This is a genomic window from Paenibacillus catalpae, from assembly GCF_900112695.1.
Lineage (GTDB): Bacteria > Bacillota > Bacilli > Paenibacillales > Paenibacillaceae > Pristimantibacillus > Pristimantibacillus catalpae.
In genome coordinates this window covers 785460-799805 of record NZ_FOMT01000003.1, presented here as the reverse complement: position 1 = coordinate 799805, position 14346 = coordinate 785460, and the positions used below count along the sequence as shown (strand labels likewise).

The 14346-nt window shown below is 42.9% G+C and carries 13 protein-coding genes; 1 reads left to right on the top strand and 12 read right to left on the bottom strand.

Annotation, left to right across the window (positions count from 1 at the left end; all coding sequences use genetic code 11):
* Nucleotides 1-242: 242 nt before the first annotated feature.
* The 6 genes from BM200_RS17135 to BM200_RS17110 all read right to left on the bottom strand — a co-directional run bounded on the left by BM200_RS17135 (nucleotide 243) and on the right by BM200_RS17110 (nucleotide 8587).
* Nucleotides 243-3245, bottom strand: a complete 3003-nt coding sequence (locus tag BM200_RS17135; protein WP_091187631.1) for an alpha-mannosidase — start codon at nucleotides 3243-3245, stop codon at nucleotides 243-245.
* Nucleotides 3246-3377: 132 nt separating this feature from the next.
* Complete coding sequence (locus BM200_RS17130; RefSeq protein ID WP_245773061.1) at nucleotides 3378-4541, bottom strand: trans-sulfuration enzyme family protein; 1164 nt, start codon at nucleotides 4539-4541, stop codon at nucleotides 3378-3380.
* 39 nt (nucleotides 4542-4580) lie between these two features.
* Complete coding sequence (locus tag BM200_RS17125) at nucleotides 4581-5408, bottom strand: carbohydrate ABC transporter permease (RefSeq protein WP_091187629.1); 828 nt, start codon at nucleotides 5406-5408, stop codon at nucleotides 4581-4583.
* On the bottom strand, nucleotides 5408-6193 hold the full coding sequence (locus BM200_RS17120; RefSeq protein ID WP_091187628.1) for a carbohydrate ABC transporter permease: 786 nt from the start codon (nucleotides 6191-6193) through the stop codon (nucleotides 5408-5410). Before BM200_RS17120 ends, BM200_RS17125 begins: the two co-directional genes overlap by 1 nt.
* Before the next feature lie 153 nt (nucleotides 6194-6346).
* The gene (locus BM200_RS17115) at nucleotides 6347-7663 is read right to left on the bottom strand and encodes an ABC transporter substrate-binding protein (RefSeq protein ID WP_245773060.1); all 1317 of its coding nucleotides are present in this window, start codon (nucleotides 7661-7663) and stop codon (nucleotides 6347-6349) included.
* Nucleotides 7664-7906: 243 nt separating this feature from the next.
* Nucleotides 7907-8587 carry a FadR/GntR family transcriptional regulator gene (locus tag BM200_RS17110; protein ID WP_091187626.1) on the bottom strand — a complete coding sequence of 227 codons (681 nt, stop codon included), beginning with the start codon at nucleotides 8585-8587 and terminating at the stop codon, nucleotides 7907-7909.
* A gap of 233 nt (nucleotides 8588-8820) precedes the next feature.
* Here BM200_RS17110 and BM200_RS17105 point away from each other — a divergent pair, with 233 nt between their 5' ends.
* Nucleotides 8821-9849: a glycoside hydrolase family protein gene (locus tag BM200_RS17105; RefSeq protein ID WP_091187625.1), complete on the top strand. Its 1029-nt coding sequence runs from the start codon at nucleotides 8821-8823 to the stop codon at nucleotides 9847-9849.
* A gap of 56 nt (nucleotides 9850-9905) precedes the next feature.
* Here the strand turns inward: BM200_RS17105 and BM200_RS17100 are convergent, their stop codons facing one another.
* The 6 genes from BM200_RS17100 to BM200_RS17090 all read right to left on the bottom strand — a co-directional run bounded on the left by BM200_RS17100 (nucleotide 9906) and on the right by BM200_RS17090 (nucleotide 14333).
* Nucleotides 9906-10775, bottom strand: a complete 870-nt coding sequence (locus tag BM200_RS17100; protein ID WP_281248399.1) for a creatininase family protein — start codon at nucleotides 10773-10775, stop codon at nucleotides 9906-9908.
* A gap of 34 nt (nucleotides 10776-10809) precedes the next feature.
* Nucleotides 10810-11067 carry a creatininase family protein gene (locus tag BM200_RS30645; RefSeq protein WP_281248398.1) on the bottom strand — a complete coding sequence of 86 codons (258 nt, stop codon included), beginning with the start codon at nucleotides 11065-11067 and terminating at the stop codon, nucleotides 10810-10812.
* Nucleotides 11068-11102: 35 nt separating this feature from the next.
* Nucleotides 11103-11327: a sensor histidine kinase gene (locus tag BM200_RS30425; RefSeq protein ID WP_245773059.1), complete on the bottom strand. Its 225-nt coding sequence runs from the start codon at nucleotides 11325-11327 to the stop codon at nucleotides 11103-11105.
* Nucleotides 11328-11345: 18 nt separating this feature from the next.
* Nucleotides 11346-12071 carry a sensor histidine kinase gene (locus BM200_RS30420; protein WP_245773058.1) on the bottom strand — a complete coding sequence of 242 codons (726 nt, stop codon included), beginning with the start codon at nucleotides 12069-12071 and terminating at the stop codon, nucleotides 11346-11348.
* The gene (locus BM200_RS30415; protein ID WP_245773057.1) at nucleotides 12071-12394 is read right to left on the bottom strand and encodes a cache domain-containing protein; all 324 of its coding nucleotides are present in this window, start codon (nucleotides 12392-12394) and stop codon (nucleotides 12071-12073) included. Before BM200_RS30415 ends, BM200_RS30420 begins: the two co-directional genes overlap by 1 nt.
* Before the next feature lie 706 nt (nucleotides 12395-13100).
* Nucleotides 13101-14333, bottom strand: coding sequence for an alpha-L-fucosidase (locus tag BM200_RS17090; protein WP_091187623.1), 1233 nt, complete (start codon nucleotides 14331-14333; stop codon nucleotides 13101-13103).
* Nucleotides 14334-14346: the final 13 nt, after the last annotated feature.

Genomic DNA, 14346 nt, shown 5'->3' with positions numbered 1-14346 from the left:
TTATGGCAGTCCCAAGATACGGGATGCGAGCAAGGTTGGTGTGATTAGCCACAAAAGACTGGTCCATCATGACTTCTTCTAGCACCACTGGAATTACATATGATCTTCTTAAAAAAGCGACCCTTCTTGCGTTCCCTGTTCTTTATGTCGATTCCATCTTATTGTAGATAACCTTCCATGTAGTAAACGCAATAAAAAAGGGGGAAAGTCATCACGCTCACTTCCCCCTTGTAGCTATTCTTTTATCCACGAAGGACGCGAAGCGTCTTGATTTCGAACGGCTGGAACACCAAGCAGCCATCAGACTCGCCTATTGGATTCTCCATTAAATCTACTTCTTCAAGCTTCCGGTCTGTTATGCCAAAAGTAACTGAAGTTTCCGCAATTGTACCAGAAGTTTCATACAATCGGATAATCAGATCATCCGAATCTTCTGCCTTCTTGACGGCCTCTACCATCACATGCGGATTATCCACGAGAACAAGCGAAGTAAATGATGCTTCCCCATTAGCTCCTGCATGAGTGGAAGAAGACTCCCCTACGGTTAAAGGTGTATTGAGTTCATAGCCTTTTCGGTATACCTGGGCTTGAATAAAATCTCCGCGATGCGGATAAACCGCATATACAAATTGATGCTCCGCGCGGTCTGCAACGGGATCCGGGTAGCTCGGGCTGCGTAGCAAGTTAATGTCCAGCACATTCCGTTCCGCGCTGTAACCGTATTTGCTGTCGCTCATCAGCGCCACGCCGTAATCCGGTTGCGACAGATCAATATATTGATGCGCGCAAATCTCATCTCGCACGAATTCGATCATCGTATTGCGGGTCGTTGGGCGTTTCAAATAGCCAAATTGAATCTCGCAATTGGCATGGTCAGTCATGACATGCACCGGGAAGGAGACACGAAGCATTTTCTCTGTTTCCTTCCAATTGACTTTCGTCTCGAAACGCACAGTGGTTCCGAGTTCATCCAGCACAATGCGTTGTACGAGTGTAGATTCGCCGAACCCGTAGAGGTGCTCTACAATCGCCTGCGGTCCGTCGACAAAGAAAGAGCTCCCCTCCAGTTTCATGCGACCGGCAACGGTATCGCGGTAATCCCTTGGGAAATCCCATGCATCACCCTTATCATGATAGATCGTAAATACATTCCCCTGTTTGCCTGAAGCAATGGACTCTCTGTCTAACACTTTATCGTAGATCGATTCGATGCTGCCGTCTTCGGCAAAGGTTACACGTAAGTATTGGTTCTCCAGCAAACGCTCTTCAGCCCGAAGTTCTGCTTCTCCTTGTCCCTTCATCCATCGCTTCGCATCAGTAAGTAAGGTAAAACCCATCGCGGGAACCTTCACGGCATAACGGCTCCCCTTATGCATGACGACCTCCTCACGTTCCCAAGGCAAGGAATTAAAGACAACACCTCGCCCTTCGCCGGCTCCTGTCAGACTAGCAGCTTTGGCATAGGTTTGTGCAAGCAGTTCCTTCGTACGATCATACATAGCCGAGTAGCGCTCAAGCGATTCCTCAAACACGCGTGTAATGGAAGAGCCCGGCAGAATATCATGGAATTGATAGAGTAGCATTTCCTTCCAAATGGTCTCAAGTTCCTTGGAAGGATACAGGTTAACACCCATTGCCAGAAGCAAAGAAGCAGCAAACTCAAGCTCTCTGAGCGCCTTCTCCAGTTTGCGGTTATACCATTTGTTCCGAGCCTGTGTGGTCAGAGTCCCTTGATGCTTCTCCAGATAAAGCTCGCCGCGGTATGTTTGGAAACGTTCTTTCTCCTGCTCAAGCTTACGGAAGAAGGATAAAGATGACTCCTGAACAACCGGAGGAAGTCCCAGCAGGTTCTGCTCGCGTGCCAACCGCTCCAGATGCTCTTCGCCCGGTCCGCCGCCGCCGTCCCCAATGCCAAAGAGCATAAGTGCATGCTCGGATACATTGCGGTCGAGGTAGCTGTTTTCGATCTTCGTAAGCGATCTTGGCGCTCCAGGACTGTTATACGTATCTTCCGGCGGAAGGTGAGCCAGCACTTTGCTGCCATCGATGCCCTCCCACTCAAAGCTATGGTGAGGATGCGTATTGTATACGTTCCACGAAAGCTTTTGCGTCATCATATAATCGACGCCAGATTTCCGGAGGAGCTGTGGTAAGCTCGCGGAGTAGCCAAAAACGTCTGGCAGCCAAAGTACTTTCATCTCTTGGCCAAACTCCTGCTGGAAGAACCGCTTGCCGTATAGGATTTGGCGGACAAGAGCCTCTCCGCCGGAAATATTCGTATCCGGCTCTACCCACATGGCACCCTGTACTTCCCAGCGCCCTTCTTGAATTCTCTCCTTAATCCGGTCATACAGTTTCGGATAATACTCTTTCATCCATTGATATAATTGCGGCTGGCTTGCGCCAAACATATAATCGGGATATTTCTCCATGTTCTTCAATACGGTGGAGAAAGTACGAGCGCCTTTTCGAATGGTTTCCCGGATTGGCCACAGCCAGGCAAGGTCGATATGGGCATGACCAATCGCACTAACCGTAACAACCGGGTCTCCCCCGCGTTTAGCAAGCTCTTTGGCGAGAATTTCTCTAGCTTTCTGCACCGTTTCTTCATTAATAACTTCCAACTTAAGCGCAGCATCATACAAGTTTTGAATGACACGCTCTCTTCTTGCCGTATTTTCGTTTAATTGCTCCGCCAGCTCCAGCAGTACCTCATAGTCGTAATACAGTTGCCGGATTTCCTCGTAACAGATGGCAATGTCGGCTTCCTTCAGCGTGCCGCTGCGGTATTTGCCGAACAGATCGTTACAGCCGGCATCTGCCCACAGATCGATAGGTTGACCCGCTGAAGAGGTGCCGAGATCAACGACTCGTTTACCCGGTAAACCTAGTTCGAAATCAAACTCGGAGTTTATATTGGTCAGACCTTGCATCGGCGAACCTTCTTTGTCTAGCAGGCACAGTTCTCCATTTACATCGATGAGCAGGACCATCTTTTGACCGGCAACAGCCTCCGGAACAATCCCTTCAAACCGGAACCAGGCGCAATCCCACAAGTTACCCCATTTATCGCCGGGCGCCAACTCAATCTTAGAGCCGGTTGTCCGCTCGGCGTAAGGCACGGGTTCTTCTGTTACCCATGCGGTTACTTTCATCGCCGATACGGGTTCATAGATGGCATGTCTTATTCGTGGAAGTACATTCTTAGCTTTCTGCAGCATAATTCGTTTCGATTCGTATGGCATCTATGTCACTCCTTGCATTTTAATTTAATGACTTTTTGAAAATCCTCAATATACTTACTAGTATCGAATAACTCTCTAGTTACTTCATATGAAGAGCAGAACAATGAAGAAAACCCCGGCTTATTAAAACTGTTAAAAAAGACTTACTTGTCTCCAAGCATTATCAATATCATCAATTAAATCTGCAGGGTCCTCTAGTCCAACATATATTCGAACAACATTCCGATACTGACCCGTTTGCTGGAGATCGATTTGATTTACACTGATTAGGCTTTCATAGCCCCCCCAGCTTACCCCTATTCGAAAATAATTCAGACTTGAAGCAAATTGTTTTAATTTTTCAATAGGCTCATCAGAATCAAACGAGAACAAACTACTAAATCCGGTCATTTGTCGTAATGCTAGTTCATGCTGCGGATGTTGATTCAAACCGGGGTGATTGACCCGTGTAACATACGCTTGCTTAGTTAAGTGTTCAGCAACAATAAGCGCACTTTTCTCATGACGTTCCATACGCAAAGGCAATGTTCTTAATCCTCTCGTAACAGTTGTTGCAACTTGCGGAGTCATAATCCCTCCAAGTAGCATATACTCTTTAAAAATTATTTTACTTACTAATTTATCGGAACCAACGACTACTCCCCCCATACAATCACTATGCCCTGAGAAGTATTTCGTGATGGAATGAACAACGAGGTCAATACCTAATGTCAGTGGTTTTTGGTGGCAAGGTGTCGCCCATGTATTGTCGATAATCGTAACCGCTCCAATGCTTTTTGCTAACGCAGCACAGGCAGATAGATCTTGAAGTTCAAACAAAAGTGAAGTCGGACTTTCAAGATATAGTAATTTGGTATTTATTCTTGTCGCACTTTTTAATTCTTCCATCGATTTTCCATCTACAAAAGTCGTCGAAACACCAAATCGAAATAAAAACTCACTGAGAAACTCTCGCGTTGGGCCGTATGCTTGGCTAACACAAACAACATGGTCACCGTGATTGACGACAGACATAATGGTTGAAGAAATCGCTGCCATTCCGGAAGCAAAGCATTTGGAAACGTCACCTGATTCCAGCATCGCAATTTTTTTTTCTAGATATTCTACAGTGGGGTTATTTCCTCTAGAGTACACGTGATTCTTCATGGTATCTTTCATTGCCAGATCAAATTCTTGGTGTGTTTTGAACGCAAACAAACTATTCTGGTAAATAGGAGGATTTATAGCCCCGTAATGTCTTTCGTCAAAAGGAGTTTCAGCAACGCTGGTAAACATACTTTCTTCTTTCTCCTGCATAGTTTGTTCCCTCCTCTCCAGTTTCCCAAATAAAATGAATTACCCTTTTTCTGCTCCTTGTGTAAGCCCTTGGACAATAAATTTTTGAGCTAAGATAAATAAGAAAACGGTAGGAAATACAGATAGAACGGTTCCTGCCGACATCGCTCCCCAATCAATATCGAACTTCATGACAAACGAGTTCATCGCAACAGGAAGTGTTTTTAACGATTCATCATCAACAAACATGACAGCCGTAAATAATTCATTCCAATTTTGTATAAAAGCAAAGATGAATGTCGACCCAATACCTGGTAACATAACGGGAATAATAATTCTCCAAAGCGCTGAGAATCGAGTACATCCATCAATAGTTGCAGCCTCTTCCAAACTCACGGGTATCCTCTGAAAAAAACCTCTAAGAATGATTGTGGAGAAAGGGATCAAACTGACTGTATACATCACTATGAGGGATACTCGAGTATTGATTAGATGTAAATGAGACATTAATAAGTACAAAGGAGCTAAAGAAATAAAGCCTGGCAACATCTGAGTCAAGAAAAAGGAAATCAAAACTTGTTTATGACCACGAAATTGGAAACGCGCCAATACGTAAGCCCCTAGTAAGGAGATGGCAAGAACGATTAATGCAGATAGCGTAGCTATCAGCAAACTATTTGCTATATAGATATGAAACTTCGAAATTTTAAAGATACTAACGTAATTTTGAAAGGTCAAATGAACTGGCCAATATTTGATAGGATAAGAAAATATCTCATCCTGAGGTTTGAGTGATGTAACAACAATCCAATAGAGCGGAAAGATCATAAAAACCAAGTAAAGTAACAAGCTAATCTTCTTACCAATTCCGAGTATAGATAGTCTCATTAGAAGTCCCCCACTTTTTCTGACTTTGTAGCCGATAAGTAGAAAATGGTGTACAGCAATAATATGACGATCATAATAACGCCAACGGCAGATGCGGAACCATAGTCTCCCCCATTAATAATCTTATCTAACATGAAAGAAGAAAGAATATGGGTGGATCCTGCAGGGCCACCGTTGGTTAGACCATAGATAATGGTTGGGTCATTAAAGATCCAAATGACTCTGAGTAGTGTAGTGGTAATAACGGTAGGCATGATATAGGGCAGGGTTACGTTGGAGAACCTGGTAAATTTATTTGCTCCATCCATCTCTGCTGCTTCATACAAGTCTGAAGGAACCGATTGTAAGGCTGCCAGTAGCATAATGGCAAAAAACGCAATCCCATACCATACATTTGCCACGATAACAGAGAACATCGACCAATTCGGATCCGATAAAAAACCGATTCGTTCGTCAATGATTCCAGCTTTCATTAACAAATCATTCACAACACCAATTTGTGAATTAAACATCCATTTCCAGATAAGTCCAATAAGAAACCCCGATAGCGCCCAAGGATAAAAGAGTAGTCCCTGTAAAACCCCTCTGCCTCGAAAAGCCTTATTTAACAGTAACGCTAGTGCTAGCCCGAGTAAAAATTGAAAAAATAAGGAGAAAAAGACCCAATAAAGGCTATTAACGAGGGCTCCGATAAATTTTGGATCCTTTAATACATCCTCAAAATTTTTAAAACCTACGAAACGGACATTTGATAAATCGAATAGTTTGTAATCTTGAAACGCCATGATAATGCCTTTTAGAAAGGGATAATACGTAAAAACTAATACTAAAATTAAACATGGCAACAAGCTAAAAGCAATAAATTTCCGACTATGCAGTTTCAACACCACCTAGAGTAAAATTGAACGGGCAGCAAGTGCCGCCCGCATTTATCATGATTATTTCTTGATCTTACTTTTTTGATCCACCCAGTAGGCATCCCATGTTTTCAAAAGATCCGCTGTTGTCGTTTTGTCAAACAAAAAGGCTTGTTGAGATTCAGTAGAAACATTGCCCCATTGACCAGCCCCTGCGTACTGAAAAGGAGGTTTATAATTTAAGAACGTATCGGGTTTGTTCGTCATATCAAGAAGCGTCTTATAGGGACCACTCTTAAAGAATTCATCATTTGCCGCTGATGAATGGATGGGAACAAGGCCATAATTTTTAGTGAAGACCGTATTTTCTTCTGGACTGGATAAAAAGGCTATCAATTTCCATGCTTCATCTTTATGTGTAGAGTAAGAGGCAATTCCCCACCCTGCACCACCGGCAGCTATCAAAGCTTTTCCACTTGGTCCTACTGGCATTGGTGCTGTTGCCCATGTTCCTTCTTTCATCTTTTCCTGAAGAGATTGAATAACATCAGGATCCTGCAGAAGAATACCAGTTACACCGGAAGTAAAGGCTTGAACCTGTTCTTGGAAGCCCCAGTTAATAGAGTCTGGAGGAGATGCTTCTTTGTAGAGCTCTTTGTATTTTTCCATGGCTTGTTGAGCCTCAGGAGTTGAGTAAATTGTCTTTCCATTCTTCAGAAACATAGAGTCTTCCAAGTTAACATTAATAGCGTTATAAGCAAGAATTATATTATCCGTTATACCATTTGAACCCGCACCGCCACGAAATGAGAATCCATACCGGTTTTTTGAGGGGTCCGTTATTTTCTTTGCTGTATCCACCATTTCTTGATAGGTTGTTGGCGCTTTCAGCCCTTTTTCATCAAACCAATCTTTACGGTAAAACATTTGTCTTTCATATAACCCATTAGCAATGAAGTACAGTTTATTCGAAACGGAACCAACCGATTTAGGTATAGAACTGAATGTCCCCGCATCTTTCCAACCCGCCAAATAGTCATCTAGTTGAAGTAGATATCCATTGTTAACATATTCAGCCACATTAAGATCTCTTGCTTCGATTACATCAAGTTTCTGTTTTGCAAGTAGCATGGTCCGAATTTTATTATCTGCTTGGTCATATGGTGGAGAAACGAGTTCGACCTTGATGTTAGGATTTTGTTTTTCAAATTCAGCTAACATTCCTTTTAACAGTTCAGTACGTTTCGGGCTGGTCATACTTTCCACCATACGCAGTGTCACCTGATCGTTTGAATCTTTTGGTTTTGCAGGATCATTGGCACTATTCCCGCATCCAGCAGCAAGTCCAAGGGACATGATCACAGTGAATAATGTCCCTGCTTTCTTGTTTCCAATCACATTAAATCCCCCTTTGTTTTAATCTTTCATACAGTCAGACTTTCAGCCTGTATGAAAGGTGATGAATAAAAAAAGCCATCAGACTTTCAGCCTGTCTGATAGGTTGAGTATAGATGATACCTTTTGCATGGTCAAGTATAAAAATAAAGCATTGATTTTGTACGAAACAGCTAATAATACCGGAAATTGTCCCCAACAATTAAGTAAGAAAGCAATTCCCGGTAAAATTTTATACCCTATTCTTTAAACGGACTGGATACTCTGTTCAATACAATCCATATGCTTCATGTACTCTTCCAAGGCTTTCTTAGGGTCGCGAGCTTTGATTGCTTCAAAAATCGTAAAATGGTAAGGATAAGTTGCATCAAACAGCTGCTTATTCCCAAGCGGGTCTATAAAAAACTTTTGATTCAGATCAACCATTGAATCAAATACACTTTCGAGAACAGGATTTGCAGCCGACTGAATGATCGTACGGTGGAAGGAAAAATCCACCGACGAGGTATCTTGATTATTTTCTTTAAGTGTTTTCATCTCCAACGTGCATTCTTCTAAAAGTTGAATTTGGGTTGGTGTTATTCGAAGTGCAGCTAATTCTACAGCCTTTCCCTCCATAGCCCTACGGACATCTAGAATATCTAATAGAAACCGCTTTTCTTTTTCAATTTTAAACTTTCCGGAAAACCGATACATATCTACATCTTCGCTTACGAATATACCCTTCCCATTTTCTACTCGGACAACATTTATAGCTTCTAAATATATGATGGACTCTCGTAAAGAGGATCGTCCCACGCCGAACATTTGCGTAAGTTCTTCTACGGAGGGAAGTTTATCCCCTTCCTTTAGATTATGCTGTTGAATATAATTTTGAATTTCTTTTGAGACTTGTTCATGGACATTTACCTTTTTTATTTTCTTCATCTCCGCAACCACCTTAAGGACCATTGTTGTTATTATAGAGTTGATTCAATCATATTTTTCCATTTTGCAATATGTTAACTATATCAAAGTTATTTCAATCAAATATGATATTATAACACAGTTCTCTTCATTTTGTCGATGTTCCATCTCCAATACTTCTATGCTAATATCAATCTAATTAACATGTAAGCGTTTATTAAATTGTTACTATCTACTAACGAGGAGGATTTATTATGGAAAACCCTATCTTTCATAGACTGTCCCCAGCTCCTAAACTTGGTGGGTTTCGCATGGAGAATTATTATATTTGGTGCGGTTCGGTCATTCAAGGAGAAGATGGCAAGTATCACATGTTTGCATCGAGGTGGCGTAAAGAACTTGGTTTTGATCCCCACTGGTTATTCAATTGTGAAATTGTTAGAGCCGTGAGCGAAACACCAGAAGGTCCTTATCAATTTGAAGAAGTCGTACTCGATCGGCGTGATCGCTCCTACTTTGATGCGCTTAACCAGCATAATCCATCCATTAAATATTGGAATGGTACTTATTATCTGTATTATTTTGGAACTACTTATGGTGGTCCCATACCATCTGTAGGTGATAAGGTATCCTCTTCTCGAGCGCTCGAGGTTTGGAATCGCAAAAGGATTGGTCTTGCTACAAGTAAGTCCATTTATGGACCTTGGAAACGGAGAGACACTCCGCTTTTGGAACCTAGGCAACCTGGACATTGGGATTGTACCATTACGACGAATCCATCCGCAGCTATATTGCCGGACGGTACAACTTACATGATATATAAATCGCGTGAATACGCAAATGCGACTTTGCAACTTGGAATTGCTAAAGCACCTCGGCCGGATGGACCTTTTGAACGACTGAGCGATTTTCCAATCTTCCAATTTGACAACAAGGATTTCCATGTAGAGGATCCCTATCTGTGGTATGAGGATGGTCAGTTTCATGTACTAATGAAGGATGATTATAAGAACGACAGCGATGGTCTTACTGGAGAATGGGGATCTGGTGTATACGCCACGAGTAAGGATTGTATCCATTGGGATGTACACCCGAATCCTTTATCGTATACGCGTAATGTTAAGTGGGATGATGGGACAAATAGTCAACAATGCAATTTGGAGAGACCTAATCTATTGTTCCATGATGGCAAGCCTACACACCTGTTTCTTGCAACAGGAAATGGTAATAAGCCATGGGAGTTTGATGGTGTAACATGGAATATGGTTATTCCATTGAAGTGAAACAAGGTTTAATCTAACTGCAAACAATGGATTTTGGATATTGTTCCGTTTTCTATTTAAAACACGCGGCTACCGGTCAACCAGTAGCCGCCCTTTGGTTTCGCTTTTACAGCCCCTTCTTTCAATAACAAACTACCCTCTTGCTTGGAGGGTCGTTCGGCATAACGACAGTAACAATCCGCATTCATAACCAACTGAAAGAAAGGCGTGGCGCGCAAAATGCTTGCTCGGGCTCCTGCTGCCGCACATGGAGTAGTACTATGCGCTGAAAACCATCGAGGCGAACTAATGAAAAAGCACAGGGGATTTTCTCCACTGTGCTTTCTCCACATTCCGCAGAGTTGAGGGAAGTATAATAAGATAATTAGTCTAGTGAGATTTGATTTGAAATACTCGTATGATTTCCATCGAGATGTCAATGAAACCTCTTGCTGGTTGAGTAATGGTTTGGAAGTCACCCATTCGGTGGCAAGGTTATGCACTTCGCTCCAGATGTGTTCCACAGTAGCAAAGGTAACATGTATATCTGTCCCCACAAGGGTACTGTTTTCTAAACTCTCTACTTCCTTACATAAAGAATCCAAACATGCTAACATGATCTTTTCTCCGAGATCCTGGTTAGCTTCCTCTGCATCATCACCCGATGCCAGCCTGCCACCGGATTCAGGCAATAGTTCGCGTTTCCTTGCCTTCATATTCACTAGATCCGGTCTTATATACATCAACTGTGAGAGTTCGTATTTACCGGCATGATCCCCCTCGTACAAGCCTTGAACCAATTCCGGATCGCTTCGTACCCAGATTTGAACTGGAACGTGTTTCATAAAGATGTCTGCAGCCTGGCGAAACTGATTTCCTCCACTATGACTAGAAATAATGACAATCGTGCGAAAACCAGCATTGACGAAAGATCTTAATTGATACAGGAGAAAGTTGAGAAAAATGGCAGGTGTACACTGGTCATATGAGGATTTTCCTCACCAACCCACCAACCGTATCTTCTAGCCATCTGGCATGGTTCCCCGTTTCGTGGATGTGATAACCCATGGAGGGTGCCACGATTCCCCCAACACTTGAAGCAGCATTTTGACAAAGCCATTCCGCCTTGATGGTATCAAGACCGAAAGCGCTCACTTGTCCGTGAGGTTCACATAAACCTAAAGGTAAATAAACTACTGGACATTCCGCCAACAACTGTTTGAATTCAAATGGAAACATCTCCGACCATAGCGTTTTAACGCCAGTACTTAGTCTCATATAAATTTCTCATTCCGGATAACAGGTACAACGATTGTAGCTACGGTTCCGTCTCTTGATATGCTTGTAATGACCAGTCCATAATTGTCACCGAAATGCAGCTTGATTCGTTTACATATGTTTTTTACGCCTATCGCGTTCAACTGGTCGGCAAATTGACTTATTGAAGCTGCCTCCTGTGTTATCTGCTCCATGCCTATGCCGTTATCCGAAACTCTCATGATTAGATTGCCTGCTTCCTAATGGATTCCAACGGTCAGTTGACCCTTATAAGCAATCCCATCAAAGCCGTGGAATACAGAGTTTTCAATCAAGGGCTGTAATAAAAATTTGAGCGTATAGCAGGATGCCACCTGCGGATCGTAGTGGAAGGCAACATCAGATTTATTAAAATAGCGAAATTCAAGAATTTTCGTGTAATCGCGAATAAATGCCACCTCTTCGGCAACGGTGACAAAATCATCCTCTGCCTTAGTAGTGAATCGAATGACCGATGAGAACGCCGTAAGCACCTCCTCGATACCTGATGCCCCCTGAATTTTCGCCATCCAATTGATGGCATTCAACGTATTGTACATGAAATGGGGCTTAATATGCGATTGCAGCGCCATTAGCTCCAGCTGCCTCTTATCCTCTTCGTCCCTATATATCTTCTCAATTAGCCTTCTAATCTCTTGAAGCATGTAGTCGATCGTATTGCCGATCTTACCAACTTCTCCATGCTCAATATTGATAGTCACGTCCAGATTCCCTTGAGCCACCAGCTTCATCTTTTTATGAAGGTTCAAGGGCGGCCTTGTGATGCTGGTTGCGATGTAGATGGACGTCAAAATCGACAAGCCAAGCAGCACCAGTAGTGAGATGGTGATCGATCGAACTATCGTATTTACAAAGACAAACCGCTCGTTTTTGGGAATGATCGTAACCGCCTTCCAGTTTGTTATATCAGACGTAGGGACGATCATTAAGTGGTCTCGGTTTTGCTCTTTTCAAGTTGTTCTTCGCTGACCTGCACGTAATTTTCTCCAATAATATCTGCAGCGGGCTGTCCAATCTCTTTTTTATTTTTGCTGTAAATGATTCGGTGATAGTCATCCACCAAATAGAAGCTAGTATGCTCGGTAAAAGGAATTTCGCCCCATAACGTCTTGAGTTTCTCGACGCTAATATTGAGCAGAATAAAACCAAGCACTTCCCTTGAATACGGGTCTACAATCGCCCGTCCGACGGATACGACCGGCCTCGAGTTAGGAGACATAAGCTTGTCGGGGTGCACGCCGATCGACAAGTACTCTCCACTCTTGTTGATTATGACTTTAAAGAAAAGCTCATTAGAAAATTCGTTCTCTAAATAACTATGGTTCATATAATCATCGTTACTTCTACCGATGATAATCTGGTTCTTGCTTTGGTAAATGACGACGGAGTCGATCAAATCGAGAAGAATAATCCTTATGCATCATCTGGAAAAGCGTCTTGTCCTGAACTGGGTATATAGACAACTGCAGAACTGGATGCAACGACTTTTCGATGTTTCGGATAATCTGTTTATTATTCTCCACTGCCACATCTACGATCATGGATTGGTTAGAATCCATGTACAACCAGGACAGAGTCCCTCCGATGATGACAAAAGGGATAACGATAATACATGCAAAGCGAGTATCAGTTTTGCCCGAAGGGTCGACTGCCGAAAGCGTTCTTTGATGAAATTCCACATAATAAGGTCTCTCTTCTTTTTAATAAAATAGGAACGCTATCTATCTTAACGTAGAACGTTTTTCATTTCAGCAATTTTAACGACAGTATACTGCCTTAAAGAATTTACTGTGCCTCCATATTCACTAGATGAGATGTAATAAACGACATCGGTATTCCACACCAAGTTTTAGTAAATGTACCTCCAATACCAACATTCGGACTAACCTACAGAAAAAGAAAATACGATTAGTCCATAAGTTGGTGGACTAATCGCACTTCTCTAAGTTCATTAATTAACAATAATAAGCTGCAAAATTCCGTATCATTGCTTTATCAAAGCTGCCCGTCACACGAAGCCGCAATTGCTTGGTACGAATGGTTTCAAACTTATCGATTTTTTTATGACCAATAGCGCTTCCTCTGACGAGTTCCACCCATTCTCCTTGCTGCTCGGCCTCGAGCACGTAGTTACGGACACGTTCGCCATATCTTATCGCTTCCATTAGAATAACATGATTAACTTCCTTTTCAGACTCAAAAGAGAGTTCAATCGTGCTTCCCTCTCCTTCCGTCTCTGCGATCGGATTAGAGAATCTTCTTTTGATTTCATCAGTCAGTTCCATAAGCCGCTTAATGTCCAGTTCGTCCAAAAGACCTCTGTTATCAGGAGCCAGATTAAGCAACAAATTGCAACCATGTCCTACTGATCGATAATAAATATCGATCAAATTATCCAGCGAGCGAAGGGACTGTTCATCGTTCGGATGCCAGAACCAGTGGTCCTTCCGGATCGGTACATCGCACTCTGCAGGTACCCATGCTGGAGTTTCCGGCAACCACGTCACCATATCATTAATATACATGTTGAATTTGGCAACTTCTGCCGTGTTCCAGCACGGATATGGGGCAATACCCTCTTCATTGCCCACCCAACGAATGTTTGGGATTCCCATGTTGAAAACAATCGCATCCGGTTGATGCTCTCTCACTAAACCAATGATTCGTCTCCAGTCATATTCCCTGCCATGTGAACCTGCACCATCGAACCAAACCTCAACTAGCGGGCCATACTGTGTGAGCAACTCGGTCAGTTGAGCGGTATAAAAGTCGTCATAAGCTTCCTTATCGGGATAGCAAGGCTCATGACGATCCCAAGGTGATAAGTATATACCGAAGTGAATGCCCTCTTGCTTACATGCTTCAGAAACCTCGCGAACGACATCACCTTGGCCATCTCGCCACGGACTCGACTTCACGGAGTAATCAGTCGTTTTCGTTGGCCATAGACAGAAGCCTTCATGGTGTTTTGCGGTTAGTATCACATAGGAAAACCCCGCTTTTTTGGCTGTGCGAACCCATTGCAGCGCATCGAACTCTGTGGGGTTAAACAACTCCGGCGAATCCATGCCGTTCCCCCACTCCCGATCGCAAAATGTATTCATGCCAAAGTGGAAAAACATCCCAAGCTCCATGTCTTGCCATCGAAGTTGCTGTTCTGACGGTGTTGCTAGTACGGTATGATTCATTGCTGTATGCACC